Source organism: Vibrio sp. B172a, from assembly GCF_030248355.1.
Taxonomy (GTDB): Bacteria; Pseudomonadota; Gammaproteobacteria; order Enterobacterales; family Vibrionaceae; genus Vibrio; species Vibrio owensii.
On record NZ_JAHGAC010000018.1, the window covers coordinates 60,629 to 77,430 of the forward strand.

Consider the following 16,802-nt stretch of genomic DNA (forward strand, 5'->3'; position numbering starts at 1 on the left):
GCACAGAGTGACAGAACTTGAATACCAAGCCTTAATGTTAAGCCTAAAAGTTGGCGCGTATGCCGTCGTTTGGCTTATTCCATTGGGCGTCGCTCTTGCTTGGTTGCTTTCACGAAAAGAGTTTATCGGCAAATCCATTCTCGACAGCCTTATTCATTTACCGTTGGTTTTACCGCCAGTAGTGATCGGCTACCTACTGCTGATCTCGCTAGGTCGCCAAGGCGTTTTGGGTAACTGGCTTTTTGAACACTTTGGTCTGGTGTTCAGTTTCAACTGGAAGGGCGCAGTTATCGCTTGTATCGTTGTTGCATTGCCTCTAATGGTGCGTTCCGTTCGTCTTAGCTTAGATAATGTCGATCCTAAACTCGAACACGCAGCGTCAACTTTAGGCGCGTCACCTTTAAAAGTCTTCCTAACTATTACGCTACCTTTAACGATGCCCGGCATCATTACTGGCACTATGCTGTCTTTTGCTCGTAGCTTAGGAGAGTTTGGTGCAACGATCAGTTTTGTCTCAAACATTCCCGGAGAGACACAAACCATTCCCTTAGCGATGTACAACTTCATAGAAACACCTGGAGCAGAGATGGAAGCCGCGCGCTTATGCATCATTTCTATTGTCCTGGCTCTGTCGACGTTAATGATTTCAGAATGGTTAAATCGCAAAGCAGCTTCACGTTTGGGGGCTAAGCGATGAGCATCAAAATTCAATTTAAACAATCACTTGGTGAAACTGATTTTGATATCGATTTGTCGTTACCGGGTAACGGAATAAGTGCGTTATTTGGCCGTTCAGGTGCAGGGAAGACTACGTTAATCAATGTTATCAGCGGGCTGGTCACGCCAAAGCAAGGTAAAGTGTCAATTGGTGAACACGTTCTTTTCGATAGTAATGCGGGTATTAATTTACCCACGCACAAACGCAAAATCGGTTATGTATTCCAAGACTCGCGCTTGTTCCCGCATTACTCCGTGAAAGGTAACTTACTCTACGGCGTAGCCGAAAAAGATGATGATTACTTTGATAAAGTGACAGAATTGCTCGCGATTGAGCCTCTACTTAAACGCTTTCCAATCTCGTTATCCGGCGGTGAGAAGCAGCGTGTCGCCATTGCACGAGCCTTGCTATCAAAGCCAAATCTTCTATTGATGGATGAGCCGTTAGCGTCATTGGATATGCCACGTAAGCGTGAAGTCATGCCATTTTTGGAAGAATTGTCTGAACAAGTCAATATTCCTATCGTCTACGTTACCCATAGCTTGCAAGAGATTCTGCGTTTAGCGCAGCACCTGTCGATTCTCGATAAAGGCAGAATCATGACGTCAGGTAAATTGGAAGAGGTATGGGCATCTCATGCTATGCGCCCTTGGCAATCATTCTCAGACCACAGTAGCTTGTTTGAAGGCAAGATCGAGACACACCATGAGAAATACGCGTTGACGTGCGTGAAACTCGCCCCAAGCGCTTGTCTGTGGGTTCAAAAAGTGGATGGGGAACCCAATACACCAATCCGACTGCAAGTGCGTGCAAACGACGTTTCTATCGCGCTAGAAAAGCCAATATCAACATCGATTCGAAACGTATTACCAGCAACGGTGGCGTCAATAGAAGCGCTCTCAACTGGTGAAGATAAGCAAAGTATCACTGTCTCGTTAAAGCTTGATGAAGATTGTCACTTGTGGGCGACGATAACACCGTGGGCATTGGATGATCTGAATTTGAAAGTCGGTGATGAGGTTTATGCTCAAGTTAAAGGTGTGAGTGTCACGCAACGCGATATTGCTTTGGCGCATCATTAAGTTCTCTAAACCGTAGATACACAAAAGGCCGCAGGGTGCGGCCTTTATTATTAAAGAAAGTGTCGGAATTACTTCGCGAAAACTTCTTTGAATTCACGCTTAAGAAGAGGGTCACGACGTGCTTTCTTAAGTTGCTTAACCATGTCTTTTACACAGTTGTGTAGAACATTGTCTAGCAGTTGAGCACGGTAGTCTTCTTTATCTTCATCTGTCATGTTTTCTGGCAGGTTAAGAGTCGGGAATTCTTCCATTACATTCAGACCAGCAAAAGCTTGGCCAACAGAAACTAGAGCGTGGAACTGCTCGAAGTTGTCTAGAATGTTTTGTGCACTTCCTGGCATTTCATCCCAAGATGCACGAACAGCTTCTTCAGACACTTCATGGATAGAGGTAACCATCTCGAACATTTGCTCTGGAACTTCATCGAATTCGATAACTTTACGTAGTTCTGGAGAAATAGCTTCTAGATCGATTTTTTTGCTTTCGTTGTTAGTTGCTTCTGACATCATGAGTCCTGTTAGTACATAAGAGCGCACGTAATTTGTAGTGCGTAATGTAACCAGATTAAAGTGTCTCTAGTTACAAAAGGCGGGAATATTAATACCAAATGCGTCAAATAGCTACCATAAGAACTATCTGATTACGTGACCGTTCAACAAAAAAATATAGCACTAAATTTGTCGCGTAATGCAACAACCTCGTGTGTATGATATATGTTTAATAAAGACTGATAAAAAGAATGGAACGCGCTATGCAACCGACAGGGACATCAATGCGCATTCTCTTAGTTGATGACGTTCAGCTAGACCGAATGCAGTTGGCAATCCGATTAAAACAACAAGGTCACATTGTTAAAGCCGTTGGCAGTGGGATGGAAGCCCTCAATACCTATGAGAGTTTCGACCCTGAACTCGTGCTGCTGGATATTGCGATGCCGGACATGAACGGCTTCGAAGTTTCACTTCATATCAGAGAAACCTTTCCAGACTGGATCCCAATCATCTTCTTAAGCAGCCATGAAGAGCCTGAAATGATCGCGAAAGCAATCGAAGCGGGAGGTGATGACTATTTGATTAAGCCTGTTGATAAGCTTGTTCTAAACTCTAAGTTAATGGCAATGCAGCGAATTGCGCACATGCGTCGTGAGTTAAAGCAAGCCACCGCACAGCTCGAAGAGATGAATTCACGTTTGCAACAACAGGCAAATGAAGATGGCCTAACCAAACTCTACAACCGTCGTTATATTGATCAGAAGCTCGAAACCATGATTGCATGGCACGGTCGTCACCACATGCCGATGGCGTTAATTCTTCTTGATGTCGACTTCTTTAAGCCGTTTAACGATAACTACGGCCACATAGAGGGGGATCGCTGTCTACAAGCCATCGCGAATCAGTTAAAAGCAACCTTCTGTCGTTCTGGTGAATATGTGGGGCGTTATGGAGGGGAAGAGTTTGTCATCTTACTTAATAGCACAGATGCGCAAACCGCAGAAAAAGAAGCTGAGCGTGTACAAGAAGCGATGTACTTTCTTGATTATCCTCATGCGTATTCAAGCGTCGCAAACAGGGTGACAGTGTCACAGGGGGTGTTTGCATTTCAGCCTACAGGTAAGGATAATGTCGCCGAATTGTACGCGACAGCAGATAGGGCGCTATATACGTCCAAATCGCTTGGAAGAAATACGTACACGGTGGTAAATGCAAGTTAAATCAAAAGGATAAGATGAAATACGCTTTAGTGACATTGTCACTTATTTCAATGGCAACTCACGCCAGTCCTGTTCAACAAACTTTGCAGAAAGAGTTTGAGCGTAACTTTGCCATCGGTATCGTGCTATCAGACAGTGATGTGTTCACTCTTGGCTTTCACGACTTTGACCCTAACAAATACCTCGACATAGACAACGAAGACATAGGAACGCAAGATTCCGTTGACTTGAGAAAACAAGTTGCTATTTCCACACTTCCTTACCATCTTTCTCTCACTGACGACGAGCAATCCCCAACAAAATACAACTTAAAAGGGCGCTTGTATGCATTGGGAATCGATCAAGACGTTCATATAAATGAAGACAAAACCCCTGATCGAAACAAAGAGCTCATTCTAGGTTCTTATACCGAACTCGAACGCCAAAACAAACTGACAGAACATCTCACCTTGAGCACCGCCGCTGGCGCTCATCTTATGTATTATCGCAACGAGTATGACTACCGAAGTGATGCTATCAGTGACTTGAGGCCCTTTTTAGATGGCGTATTCCTGAATACCGATGCATGGGCTATTGTTGGCGAAGTGAACGCCGAGCTGAAGTATTTAGAAAACGAGCATTGGGGCAAATGGTATATTTGGTCTTCTCAACATTATTTCTACGGTAAAGGATGGGGAGAAGGCAATAACGGGGATGTCGGCAACCCAGAAGGCTGGTATTGGGTCAACGGTGTAAAGTTATTCTATGACTTTACCAAGGTGGGCCGAACGGTCCAGTCCGTTTATACCAGCTTTAACCGAGTTGATGTAGGTGGAGACACAAGCAAACCGATGAACACGTCGCATTACTATGAAGCGAGTGTAGGCTGGCTGATGACGCCACCATTTAAGTCAGATTGGATTGACAATGTCGGTCTGGGGCTGACCATTAACTATGGCAGCGCGCTAAAAGGCGGCAGTTTAGTGTTGTTCTTTAATCAAGAATAGTTTTTATAAGCGTTAGGCGTGGCAGTACTTCACACAGTTTCTGCCCGCTTTTTTGGCTTTATACAAAGCTTCATCCGCAAGCTTAATGACATCTGCAGGGTTTCGTGCACTGCGACTGTCTGCAACACCAAAGCTTGCTGTAACTGACACCGTTTTCTTCTTCGAATCTGCACTACCGCGTTTTTTACGACCTTGCTTGTTGTCGTCAGGGCGGGTGTCTTGGTCACGAAGAATCATTTCATATTGCGCTATCAATTCGCGAACTTCTTCTAAATGCGCTTCACAGTCTTCTGTATATTTGCCTTTGAAAACAATGGTGAACTCCTCGCCACCAAAGCGGTAAACTTTCGCGCCACCTTGTGTCTTCATTAAGCGCGATGCAACCATCTTTAACACGTCATCGCCTGTGTCATGGCCATAGGTATCGTTGAACTTTTTAAAGTGGTCAACGTCTAGCATCGCAATAGTAAATTTACGTCCCATGTGTTTAAGCTCAAGATCCAACGCACGGCGGCTTGGAATCAGAGTCAAACTGTCGGTAAAAGCCAATTGATGACTAGCCGAAGTAGAGTAGATGATGATCAAAAGACCTGTCAGCGTAAACATCGTGCTCGAAATATACTGAACGTCAAAGAAGATAAACGTTGCTGATGCAAGCACCATAGCAGAGTAGGTCATGGCATGAATGATCTTGTTTTTCTTTAAGACCAAGATACCCAGGAAACACACGATGCCAATGCAATACAACACCAAGACGAGTGGTAACTTAGAGAGAGTCGGCACGATAAACAAGATCCCGTTAGTCCATTCGTCAAATCCACCTTCGACGTAATACGTCAAAGTCACGTAGGACCAAAATACGAACATGATCAGCATGAACACGTAAGTCAACGTCGCTCTTGAATCAAAACCTTCTTTATTAAAGATGAATACCGCGAGAAATGAAACGGGTAACAAGCTCGCTAGTATGGTGAGCTCTAAAAGCGCAGTTCCGGTTTGAAGAGGGACTTGAAGACGATGTTGAATCACAAAGTAGGCAAAGAGCATGGCGATACAGACCATGGACTCTCGACCTTGCTTGAATGGATAACACATCAACAACGCACAGCCGAGCAAAATGTACGGCAAATTCGCAGCAATTCCCCAGTTAGATTGTGTCATCTGAATGATGTTATCCATACCCAAACTGACTACGCCCAACAACAAGATTGGGAATAGGAATCGAAAGCCTGGGGAGGTCATTAAAGATGAAACCATCTACTGCAAATTACCTGAAAATAGTTGAATATATCTAGTGAGTTACATTAAGCATTCAATTAATACCGTGTGCAAACAGTATAAATTCTGTAACTTTCAAAACTAACAAGAATACGTGTATTTGGGAATTTTCCAAGTGTTTTACAGCGAACGCTTACAAAAAGAGAGAGGTTGATTAAATTAAGAGCAATCAACGAGTTGCACGTTAGTCCCGACTGCTATACTTTCAAAGTGTTGAACAAAGGAGAAAAATCGATGCAGATCAGTTCAGACGTACACAATTACATGGAAACACTGGTTGGGCTGGTGCTTGCTTCAGAGCAGTACGTGGAGCAGTTCGACAATGAACAATTGGCGGATATTGCATGTTTAGCGCTCATTCAACTAAAGCCGGTATACATTCGTCATGACATCGATTTTTTGTCTGCACTTCCAGAGCGTAAACTGGCTCAATTCAAACAAAGTGTCGATGTGGCGGTTGAGAACGCAGCAGTGATGATTCAGGAAGACAGACGCAAAAATCGTAACAATGATGTGCCTGTAATTTTGTCGCATACCAGTTATGATGAAGACAAAGAACTGGATTGGTTTGAGAAACCGATCCTCAACGTCAACATAAAGTAATTGATACTCACCACTGTATAGAAAACTACCTATAAGAGAGTGGGCATACCCAAGGAGGAACCGTGGGATTCTTTTCGCGCTTGTTTGGTGGCAGTGACAAAGCTGTCGAAGTAAAAACCGTTGAACCAGTAGAATACAAAGGCTACTTAATTTACCAAGAAAGCCTTTCAGAAGGTGGCCAGTACCGCATCGCAGGGCGTATCGAAAAAGATTTCGACGGAGAAGTGAAATCACACCGTTTTATCCGTTCAGATTTGCTAGGTTCAGAGCAAGACGCCAACGAACTGATGCTAAAAAAATCGCAGATGTTTATCGACCAAATGGGTGAAAAGATCTTCGATTAAGAAATCACTGCAACTTGATTCGAATCATCTTAAAGAGAGCCATTAGTGTATATGCTGATGGCTCTCTTTCTTTTTTAGGCTTAAATATCTGTAAAACAAGCAGTTAGCAGACGTCTGGTTAGACCTCTGCTTAGTGATGCAAATCGTTGTTATTTTTCAGCGCGAAGTGGAGAATCATTCATTACGTGGCGTTATATGTAATGAAATTTAGTATTTTTATTACAAAACACTTGAAGTCACGATTGACGTTAGATAAAAACAGAATAATAACAGGACTGTTAGTCAAGAAGTGACTGTGCAAATGGGTGACCCCAAACACCATCATTCGTTTGTATTTATCTTGCGTAGTAAACAGATAGAAATAAAAAAGAATTAGAGTAGAGCGACGCTCTGTTTTGGGACTAATTTATTGATATGTATACAAGGAGTATGCGTTTTGCAAATCGGTGTACCTAGAGAAATACTCGCGGGTGAATCGCGAGTAGCTGCATCACCAAAGTCGGTTGAGCAGTTAATTAAGTTGGGGTTCGATGTCGCAATCGAATCACAAGCGGGGGTGCTAGCCAGTTTCGATGATGCCGCTTATGAAGCTGCTGGGGCGAAAATTGTATCTAGTGAAGAAGTATGGACATCAGGCTTAATTCTCAAAGTCAATGCGCCACTCGTAGATGAAGAAAAAGGCATCGACGAAATCGCATTACTGCAAGATGGCGCAACATTAGTGAGCTTCATCTGGCCTGCTCAAAATGCAGAGTTAATGGAACAACTCTCTAGCAAGAACATCAACGTTCTCGCAATGGATGCGGTTCCTCGTATTTCTCGTGCTCAAGCATTAGACGCACTCTCTTCTATGGCGAACATTGCCGGTTACCGTGCAGTGGTTGAAGCCGCTCATGAATTCGGTCGATTCTTCACTGGTCAAATCACCGCTGCTGGTAAAGTACCGCCTGCGAAAGTATTGGTTGCAGGTGCAGGTGTAGCAGGTCTTGCTGCTATCGGTGCAGCAGGTAGCCTTGGTGCTATCGTTCGTTCTTTTGACGTTCGTCCTGAAGTAAAAGAGCAAGTTGAATCGATGGGCGCAGAGTTCCTAACGGTAGACTTCAAAGAAGACTCTGGTTCAGGTGACGGCTACGCAAAAGAAATGTCGGATGAATTCAACAAGAAAGCAGCTGAGCTTTACGCTGAGCAAGCGAAAGATGTTGATATCATCATTACAACTGCACTGATTCCTGGCAGACCAGCGCCAACGCTTATCACCAAAGAGATGGTTGATAGCATGAAAGCGGGCAGTGTGATCGTTGACCTTGCTGCTGCAAACGGTGGTAACTGCGAATATACAGTAAAAGATCAAGTTATTACCACGGCTAACGGCGTGAAAATCGTTGGTTACACTGACATGGTAGGTCGTCTGCCAACGCAATCTTCTCAGCTTTACGCAACCAACCTTGTAAACCTTCTGAAACTGCTTTGCAAAGAGAAAGATGGCAACATCAATATCGACTTCGAAGACGTTGTGCTTCGTGGCGTAACAGTAGTAAAAGAAGGCGAAGTGACATGGCCTGCGCCACCAATTCAGGTTTCAGCACAGCCACAAGCCAAACCGCAAGAACCAGTTAAACCTCAACCTAAAGTTGAAGAACCTACGTCACCACTGAAGAAATTCGGTGCTCTAGCTGTTGGTTTAGGTGCCTTTGCTTGGGTTGCCTCTGTTGCTCCGGCGGCATTCCTATCTCATTTCACCGTATTCGTACTGGCGTGTGTAGTAGGTTACTACGTAGTTTGGAACGTAACACATGCACTGCACACACCGCTTATGTCTGTAACCAACGCGATTTCAGGCATCATCGTAGTAGGTGCACTGCTGCAAATTGGTCAGGGTAATGGTGTCGTTACCTTCCTATCATTCATTGCTGTACTCATTGCGAGCATTAACATCTTTGGTGGCTTTACCGTAACCAAACGTATGCTCGAAATGTTCCGCAAAGATAAATAATAGGAGTGACCAATGTCTGCAGGATTAGTACAAGCGGCATACATCATTGCTGCGCTATTTTTCATCTTAAGTCTCGCGGGACTTTCTAAACAAGAATCGGCAAGAAACGGTAACTACTACGGTATTGCGGGTATGGCGATTGCGCTCATTGCGACAATCTTTAGCCCGAATGCGGAAGGTTTTGTTTGGGTCATCATCGCGATGGTCATCGGTGGTAGCATCGGTATCCACTACGCGAAGAAAGTAGAAATGACTCAAATGCCAGAACTGGTTGCGATCCTACATAGCTTTGTAGGTATGGCAGCGGTATTGGTAGGTTACAACAGTTACCTAGAGCCACCAGCGCCAGTTTCAACTGACCTAGCTGGTATGCACGCTGAACACGTAATTCACCTAGTGGAAGTCTTCCTTGGTGTGTTCATCGGTGCGGTAACCTTTACTGGTTCAGTCGTTGCTTTCGGTAAGCTACGCGGCACGATCTCTTCTTCGCCACTTAACTTGCCTCACAAACACAAAATGAACCTTGCGGCGATCGTCGTTTCTACGCTTCTTATGATTTACTTCGTAAAAGCGGACGGCAGCATGTTCGCACTGATCGTAATGACGCTGATTGCTTTTGCATTCGGTTACCACTTGGTGGCGTCTATCGGTGGTGCAGATATGCCGGTTGTGGTTTCAATGTTGAACTCATACTCAGGTTGGGCAGCAGCGGCAGCAGGTTTCATGCTTGCAAACGACCTCTTGATCGTGACAGGTGCATTGGTAGGTTCTTCTGGTGCGATCCTTTCTTACATCATGTGTAAAGCAATGAACCGCTCGTTCATCAGCGTTATCGCTGGCGGCTTCGGTCAAGAAGTTGTGATTTCAAGTGATGAAGAGCAGGGCGAGCATCGCGAAACTTCAGCAGAAGAAGTAGCAGAGATGCTGAAGAACTCGAAATCAGTGATCATCACTCCGGGATACGGCATGGCAGTAGCTCAAGCGCAATACCCAGTGCATGAGATTACTGAGAAGCTACGCGCACAAGGTATTGAAGTTCGCTTCGGTATTCACCCAGTAGCGGGCCGTCTGCCTGGTCACATGAACGTACTGCTAGCGGAAGCCAAAGTACCTTACGATATCGTGCTAGAAATGGACGAAATCAACGATGACTTCCCAGAAACAGATACCGTTCTTGTCATCGGTGCAAACGACACGGTCAACCCAGCAGCTCTTGAAGATCCAAACAGCCCAATTGCAGGCATGCCTGTACTAGAAGTTTGGAACGCGCAAAACGTAGTCGTATTCAAGCGTTCAATGAATACGGGTTACGCAGGTGTTCAGAACCCACTGTTCTTTAAAGAAAACACCTCAATGCTGTTCGGTGATGCGAAAGAAAGCGTCGAGGCAATTTTCAAAGCACTTTAATATAATTTGCTTTAAAACTAATCAAGGCCAGCATTCGCTGGCCTTTTTTTGTGCGCTTTCAATGTTATAGTACTGCAAATCCTTAAGCCGTCTAATGTCATTTGCTTGTTTATTGATGTATAGTTCTGGCTAATATAATTAGTAACGGTAACAGTTTGATTAAACAGTTTTTGCTACGTTCTGCCTTAATGCTGCCAATTTTTTCGGCACCCGCATTTGCAGATTCATTACCAGAACGAATAGATACGTTTACAGAGCTATTTAATTACGAAGTGGCTCTTAAATCGTATGATATACGCATACTGCAGTCTAACTATCCGACCAAGTTACTGTCGCCGGATTCGATGTTGCCTCAAACGGCAGATTATCCGCTGAAAGACATTCAGCAATTGTACCGTTTAGCGAACACGTGTCGCGGAAAATTACCATTAAGTCCTTTAATTACTGAACCTTTAGTCTTTACACGTGCCATATGTAAGGGGACGCAACTTACACCACGTTGGTTCTCGCGTAGCGGTTTAATTCACCCAGGTGGTGGTACCTACGCAGCACGTTATGCAGAGAAGTATCCTGAGCTACGTCCTAAACTTGCTCAGTACATGCATATCAAAGAGCGAAATAACGACGAAGGGGACGAGCTACTCGAAAGCCTACAGAATATGGATGATGACGCGATCAACGCTCTCATCGCTGGCGCGAGTATGTTTATTGAAGGAAAAGAGTTGTGGTTACGCCGTGGCGACCATTACTTTGTATTCGCTAAAAACGTCTGGCAGGAGAACGTAGCAAACGCTGGTCTGTCTTACGGTTTAGCATCAGAAAGCCGAAGCTGCTTCGTAAAACGCGGCAACATTTGTTGGGATGTCGAAGATCACTCGCAAGTGTTGCGGATCAGTATGATCATCCTCGTGATTGCCAATATTTTGTTGGTGATCGGTTGGGCAGTGTATCGTTGGAACAGTAAACGGGAAGAAATGCGCAGCCGAATGTTGGTGCTGCAAATTCTAACGCACGAACTGAGAACGCCGATCGCATCACTGTCTTTAACAGTTGAGGGTTTCCGTCGCGAATTTGAACATCTGCCAGAAAGTGTTTATGACGAATTTCGCCGATTGTGTGAAGATACGCGCCGATTACGCCAATTAGCAGAGGCAAGTAAGGATTATTTGCAATCTGATAACCAAATGCTTGCAACAGACTGGGTTCCATCCGTTGCAGAATGGCTAGAATATAAGATTGAAGAAGAATTTGATAACGCTGTACTTTTCAAAATAAATGAAGATGTAGCTGCTAAAGTTAACGTGTATTGGCTCGGGACCTGTATCGATAACTTGCTACGTAACGCATTAAAGTATGGTGAAGCACCGGTTGAGCTATGTGTAGAAACCAGTGCAGATAAAATCATTATCCAAGTCATCGATGCCGGCAGTTTAACTGCGAAAGATTGGGCAAACCTAAGAAAACCGTTCGTGAGTAAGAGCGGCTTAGGACTTGGACTAACAATAGTTGAATCAATGGTAGGCCGCATGGGCGGAAAAATGTCCCTAATGGGACCACCTACAACCTTTATATTGGAGATACCTTGTGAAACAGACACTGCTTCTCGTTGAGGACGATAAAAACTTGGCTGACGGCCTGTTAGTAAGCCTGGAACAAGCAGGATATGAGTGTTTACATGTGGAGCGTATTTCAGACGTTGAGCCACAATGGAAAAAGGCTGACTTAGTCATTCTGGATCGCCAACTACCAGACGGCGATTCCGTACAATCTCTTCCTGAATGGAAAAAAATTAAAGATATCCCAGTAATCCTGCTAACAGCATTGGTTACTGTTAAAGATAAAGTAGCGGGCCTAGACTCTGGCGCAAACGACTACTTAACCAAACCTTTCGCTGAAGCGGAGCTATTTGCTCGCATTCGTGCACAACTGCGTGCACCAGATTCAGCAGAGCAAGGTAACGCTGATAAAGTTATGACAAAAGACCTAGAGATCGACCGTGCAACGCGCGAAGTCGTATTTAAAGGTGAAATGATCACACTGACTCGTACAGAGTTCGACTTGTTGTTGTTCCTAGCATCAAACCTAGGCCGTGTATTTACACGTGATGAATTGCTTGACCACGTATGGGGTTACAACCATTTCCCAACAACGCGTACCGTTGATACTCACGTACTTCAGCTTCGCCAAAAACTGCCTGGTCTTGAAATCGAAACGCTTCGTGGCGTTGGCTACAAGATGAAAGCGTAAGAGCAAGAATGAAAACACTACTTCCTGTAGTTCTATCATTACTGTTAGTGAAACCAGTCCATGCAACGGACTGGTTTCAAACAAACACACCTCTCACACAAGCACACCAACATCTCCTAGAAGATGACCTTGGTGGCATGTTCAATTCCCTGGTCGAACTCTGGCAAAGTGAACCCAATAAAGAGCTAAGACCGCATCTTAATGACTTGCTTGCTCAATCATTATCTAAAGACTGTGGTAAATCTCTTACAGGTGTCACACTGCCTGATTGGATCAGCGGTATTAACGTAATTCGTCAGACTATTCAAAGTCCGGGTCGTGACACTTACCGCTTAGTGGTGAAGTTACGTGCAACCACCGATATTGAAGACATTTCGTTTCGTCGTTGGGTTGATAGCTCAATCTCTGCGGATGCCTCATTTAACTATGAAGAGCCGCAAGAGGGCGCAGAACTCGCGAATGAACGAAACTTCCTCAAGCGCTATAACTTAACCGGTAAGTTAGACGCAGGGTTGTATCATCTTTCAATCACGACGAAAGATAACCGCACGTACCGCACTTGGGTAATCTTAGGGGATTCGAACTCGACGCAATACGTTCGTTGGACATCTAAAGAGAATTGGAAGGTCGAAAAGAGCGCATTACGAAATCCGCACTGTCCATTGCCACAACTCGAAGTCGGCTTATACGATTATGTTGAAGGGCAATACGATCAAGTGTGGAAAAAGACCTACGAGTCTAACTATCCAAATGCACTAGAGCTTGAAGGCATCCCCAACGATCGCTATGTGTTAGCTGTGAGCATTAACAGTCGCCGTTGGCAAGGGGACATTATTGTGGAGCAGGCTCAAACTATTAGTCGAACTTATGATGTTTCTCTCGAAGAATAGTTAAAGAAATTACATTTGTGCCGATATAAGTTCAGGAAGAACAAAAACACAAGTGTAGTATGAAGACACAATACAAAATTTTAGCCACTGCAATGACTGCTGCGCTATTCTCTGGCGCGGCTTCTGCTGCTACTTACGCAGTCGAGGCACGCAGTGATGCAATGGGTGGCGTTGGCACCGTATCTGCCTCTTACCTAACAGCACCATTCTTTAACCCAGCTCTAACCGCGATTTACCGACGTAATGACGATGCTGGTATGATCGTACCGAGCTTTGGTATTAACTATAACGACCAAGATGGCTTAATCGATGAGATTGAGCGCATTGGTAAACTTAATGACCCTACAGATATCGTCAATTCATTGAACGCCATTGATGGGCAGAAGATGGACTTCGATTTGGGCGGCGTTGTGGCAGTTGGTATCCCTAATCGATTTTTATCGGCAACGGCTTACGGCAAGCTTTACACTGAATCCTTTGTAGCTCCGGAAGTTGATACTTCGGTTCCAGCTGATTCTCTCAAAAACAGTTATGTTCGCGGCGTTTCAATCGGTGTAGCAGAAGCGGGGGTCTCTCTCGCGAAGTACACCAACTTCATGAACCAGCACCTGTCATTTGGTATCACACCTAAACTGCAGCGTATCTACACTTATTCATACGCGACAAGCTTTGCTGCGTTCGATACGAAAGATCTACGTGAAAATGAAACCGCAGAAACCATGTTCAACTTGGACGCTGGCGCTCTTTGGTTCTTCGGTCCGTATCGATTAGGTATTTCTGCGAAGAACTTGATTGGCCGAGATGTGAAAACCAAGTCATTCACATACAACAGCGACACAATCCAATCCTATGAATACAGCATGCGACCTGTTTACACCGTTGGTGCAGGTTACGTAGCGGATTACTTTAGCTTCAGTGTTGATTACGACCTAAATGAAGAGAAGAAGTTCTCTACCTTTGATGACAACACACAAATGCTACGTGCGGGTTTTGAAATCGATGTACTACGCCAGCTTGCGCTTCGTGGCGGTTACATGAAAAACCTAGCTCGTTCAGACGACGAGGGCACGATTACTGCGGGTATTGGATTATCACCACTCAACTTAATAGAGATGGATATTGCCGCTCAATACACCAATGAAAACGCAATGGGCGCTTCAATTAATTTCCTTGCGACCTACTAAGCGAATCGTTATAGTCAGCTCCTCACATTGAGGAGCTTTTTTATGTTTGACGATTTACCACCTCTGTCCCATCAAGAACAGCAACAAGCTGTAGAACGTATTCAAGAGCTAATGCAAAAGGGTACCAGTACCGCAGAAGCGATTAAGATCGTTGCAGAGCAAATTCGAGCAGAATACGCAGCAAAGAAACAAGACTAAGAAATTACGAAGAGCAGGGCACAGACCCTGCTTTTTTACGCCCGTCGTATACCCAACCAAAGCAGACAACTCACCACCTTTCTTCTAACAAAATATTCCGTTACCACGTCACACGAATAAGACAGAAGTACAGCAGAATGCTCTACCATAATCAGTTAGTAAAATTTTACCAACTTCAATTAACTGTCACTTTTAAAATGCAGGGAAAAACACCACCCAAAGAGACTGAAATTGACAAAAACCATGAAATACAATCAGTTAACGAAGAATAAAAGACTAACGCAGAGTTTTATGATGCATGGTTTTGTAATTAAATTACAAGGACTGATTTAAGTGATAAAACGGGTAGTGGAATATTCTGTAGAAATCTAAAAGAGACGCCGTCACTTTAATACTCACTTAGATAAGTTCGATATCAAGGGAGCTTTGACGACAGTAAGTGCTTGCGGACTAACATCCATTAATCCAACAGTACTCACCCATAACAGCAAATCTAAAAGCGTGAATTGAAAGAAATTGGATTGGACGGATGTACAGTTAGTGCTGTTATTTTTTAGAAAATGATCATTGGGCAACACAGCGAGGCAGAGCGAATGTGGGAACCTGTTTTACTTACGTGTTACATCGTAACGTAGGGCGTAACAAAAGAAATGGAGTGCAACACGCTTGCACCACTAATAGTGATCTGCGAAGGGACGTTTGGTTTCACGACCTGATTTTGCTTCAATGCAGAAGCTCAGTGGTAAGTTCTCGAAAGAAAATAGAAGAATGTAAGTAAGGTTGAGTTATGTATGGTGGGTCTAATCATTGTGTAATGAGGATCTGAAAAACGCTTAAACCTTTCGAGCGAATTCAGACCCACACTAATGACGATTTACACAGCGGGCAGTGAACCAATACATTTGGCAGGTCGATTGACCTCGACAGGCTTCCAATTCGTTTTCATCGACGCCCACCAAAATCAAGAAGCCTTAGAAAAGCCGAACCTTAGCGATGGGGTTCGGTTTTTTGATTTTAGTTGGCATTTATGATGGCACTTACTAAACAAAAACTGAACCAATGGCATTTGGTTCAGTTTGCAAGTTGTCAGCTAGCGGTGCTTCTCTTTACCGTCTTAGCTTTTTGTTTGAACTTATCATCTATTGTTCCCATTGCATGAAGGCGACCAAGCAGCTTTGAAGTAACAGAAGAGGACATCGCGTAAGGCAGATCTTTAATCTCGTACCAAATCCCGAGCTCTTCGTGCATCTTACGATGTTGCTCATTTCGAACTTTTATACTTTCACCTTCAACAACCACACCAGTCACGAGTTTAGCTTGGTTGGATTTGTAGAGTTTGGTTTTAGTAGGGTGCATGATATGTCCATGCTTCGTGATAATCTTCTTAGCAGAACTTCTGAATAACTTATTCATCTGCATGCCAGAAAAGGTGAGGTCATCAACATACACAGTCATCGTCACTTTATGTTTTGTAGATAGCGCTTCAAGCTCAGAGAACATTCTAATATTTGCCCAGAAAGCTAAAGGCATACTTATTCTACTTCCCGTTGGGATGTGCTTATGGCAAGTGCATAAATCGGCAAGTATTTCAGCCACATCACTTGAGCACTTCATCACACTGTAAAAGAATGAGAAACCATGTTCCACGTTGTTGAAGGGAAAAAAGACTTTACGTCTGTTGCCAATTTAGCCTATCTGCCCAAGCATTTCGACTAGCTGAAGATGCTCGTCACGCCAGAACACAAAGCTTTCAGGCTGAACTCACGACCAGATGGCGCGTTTCTTACACACACGAAAACCAGACCAACGTAAATCATTCGGCAAGTAGCCAAGTGACTTAATCAACATGACTTTTTCTGCCATTGGATTGATTGGAACAGTGCCATCAAGCCAACGGGTAATCGTCGGTTTGGATACGTGAGAGTATTCAGTGCCTTGTTTGATAGATTTAAACTCACGCCAAAAGAGTGTTTAATGACTCGTGAAAGATGACAATGCTGGAGCTAATACATGAAGCGATAATTATCTTTTTCACTGAAGGTAATCAGCAACGGCTAAAGTCTTAAAAACAAAGAATGTCGTTAATCTTAAGAGGACATTTTAAAGTGGCTCAAGCCGGACATTACTATCTGGGACTTACACCCCAAGTGCGCATTATGGG

The 16,802-nt window shown here is 44.1% G+C and carries 16 protein-coding genes and 1 pseudogene; 13 read left to right on the forward strand and 4 right to left on the reverse strand.

The window, feature by feature from the left end:
• The first annotated feature begins 7 nt into the window (after nucleotides 1-7).
• A complete protein-coding gene (gene modB, locus KIT90_RS17505; RefSeq protein WP_285377808.1) occupies nucleotides 8-697 on the forward strand; it encodes a molybdate ABC transporter permease subunit in 690 nt (229 codons plus the stop codon).
• Nucleotides 694-1,800 (forward strand): molybdenum ABC transporter ATP-binding protein ModC, encoded by a 1,107-nt coding sequence (gene modC, locus KIT90_RS17510; RefSeq protein WP_285377809.1) that lies wholly within the window; start codon nucleotides 694-696, stop codon nucleotides 1,798-1,800. The genes modB and modC overlap by 4 nt, the downstream gene beginning before the upstream one ends.
• A 68-nt stretch (nucleotides 1,801-1,868) precedes the next feature.
• Here the strand turns inward: modC and KIT90_RS17515 are convergent, their stop codons facing one another.
• Nucleotides 1,869-2,306, reverse strand: coding sequence for a DUF3069 domain-containing protein (locus KIT90_RS17515; protein ID WP_005435194.1), 438 nt, complete (start codon nucleotides 2,304-2,306; stop codon nucleotides 1,869-1,871).
• A gap of 245 nt (nucleotides 2,307-2,551) precedes the next feature.
• Here KIT90_RS17515 and KIT90_RS17520 point away from each other — a divergent pair, with 245 nt between their 5' ends.
• Together KIT90_RS17520 and KIT90_RS17525 are read left to right on the forward strand one after the other, a co-directional pair.
• Complete coding sequence (locus KIT90_RS17520; RefSeq protein ID WP_020196882.1) at nucleotides 2,552-3,511, forward strand: diguanylate cyclase; 960 nt, start codon at nucleotides 2,552-2,554, stop codon at nucleotides 3,509-3,511.
• A 14-nt stretch (nucleotides 3,512-3,525) separates the two neighbouring features.
• Entirely contained in the window at nucleotides 3,526-4,497 is a 972-nt protein-coding gene (locus KIT90_RS17525; RefSeq protein WP_285377812.1) for a Solitary outer membrane autotransporter beta-barrel domain, read from the forward strand.
• A gap of 12 nt (nucleotides 4,498-4,509) precedes the next feature.
• Here the strand turns inward: KIT90_RS17525 and KIT90_RS17530 are convergent, their stop codons facing one another.
• The gene (locus tag KIT90_RS17530; RefSeq protein WP_285377813.1) at nucleotides 4,510-5,754 is read right to left on the reverse strand and encodes a GGDEF domain-containing protein; all 1,245 of its coding nucleotides are present in this window, start codon (nucleotides 5,752-5,754) and stop codon (nucleotides 4,510-4,512) included.
• 255 nt (nucleotides 5,755-6,009) lie between these two features.
• Here KIT90_RS17530 and KIT90_RS17535 point away from each other — a divergent pair, with 255 nt between their 5' ends.
• The 9 genes from KIT90_RS17535 (at nucleotide 6,010) to KIT90_RS17575 (ending at nucleotide 14,641) form a co-directional block, all read left to right on the forward strand.
• Entirely contained in the window at nucleotides 6,010-6,378 is a 369-nt protein-coding gene (locus KIT90_RS17535) for a late competence development ComFB family protein (protein WP_285377814.1), read from the forward strand.
• 62 nt (nucleotides 6,379-6,440) lie between these two features.
• Nucleotides 6,441-6,722, forward strand: a complete 282-nt coding sequence (locus KIT90_RS17540; protein WP_285377816.1) for an HlyU family transcriptional regulator — start codon at nucleotides 6,441-6,443, stop codon at nucleotides 6,720-6,722.
• A 436-nt stretch (nucleotides 6,723-7,158) separates the two neighbouring features.
• Entirely contained in the window at nucleotides 7,159-8,715 is a 1,557-nt protein-coding gene (locus KIT90_RS17545) for a Re/Si-specific NAD(P)(+) transhydrogenase subunit alpha (RefSeq protein ID WP_038896670.1), read from the forward strand.
• Between the two features lie 12 nt (nucleotides 8,716-8,727).
• Complete coding sequence (pntB, locus tag KIT90_RS17550; protein WP_005435174.1) at nucleotides 8,728-10,122, forward strand: Re/Si-specific NAD(P)(+) transhydrogenase subunit beta; 1,395 nt, start codon at nucleotides 8,728-8,730, stop codon at nucleotides 10,120-10,122.
• Between the two features lie 188 nt (nucleotides 10,123-10,310).
• Nucleotides 10,311-11,732 carry a sensor histidine kinase VxrA gene (gene vxrA, locus KIT90_RS17555; RefSeq protein ID WP_005435173.1) on the forward strand — a complete coding sequence of 474 codons (1,422 nt, stop codon included), beginning with the start codon at nucleotides 10,311-10,313 and terminating at the stop codon, nucleotides 11,730-11,732.
• Nucleotides 11,707-12,369, forward strand: a complete 663-nt coding sequence (gene vxrB / locus KIT90_RS17560) for a response regulator transcription factor VxrB (protein WP_005435172.1) — start codon at nucleotides 11,707-11,709, stop codon at nucleotides 12,367-12,369. The genes vxrA and vxrB overlap by 26 nt, the downstream gene beginning before the upstream one ends.
• Nucleotides 12,370-12,377: 8 nt before the next feature.
• Nucleotides 12,378-13,259, forward strand: a complete 882-nt coding sequence (locus tag KIT90_RS17565; protein ID WP_005435171.1) for a DUF2861 family protein — start codon at nucleotides 12,378-12,380, stop codon at nucleotides 13,257-13,259.
• Nucleotides 13,260-13,318: 59 nt separating this feature from the next.
• A complete protein-coding gene (locus tag KIT90_RS17570; RefSeq protein ID WP_285377820.1) occupies nucleotides 13,319-14,443 on the forward strand; it encodes a conjugal transfer protein TraF in 1,125 nt (374 codons plus the stop codon).
• A gap of 42 nt (nucleotides 14,444-14,485) precedes the next feature.
• A complete protein-coding gene (locus tag KIT90_RS17575) occupies nucleotides 14,486-14,641 on the forward strand; it encodes a YoaH family protein (RefSeq protein ID WP_005427041.1) in 156 nt (51 codons plus the stop codon).
• 1,086 nt (nucleotides 14,642-15,727) lie between these two features.
• Here KIT90_RS17575 and KIT90_RS17580 read toward each other — a convergent pair.
• Nucleotides 15,728-16,237: a hypothetical protein gene (locus KIT90_RS17580; RefSeq protein ID WP_285377822.1), complete on the reverse strand. Its 510-nt coding sequence runs from the start codon at nucleotides 16,235-16,237 to the stop codon at nucleotides 15,728-15,730.
• Nucleotides 16,238-16,333: 96 nt separating this feature from the next.
• Nucleotides 16,334-16,631: pseudogene (locus tag KIT90_RS17585) on the reverse strand (hypothetical protein); the annotation flags it as partial.
• Nucleotides 16,632-16,802 lie beyond the last annotated feature (171 nt).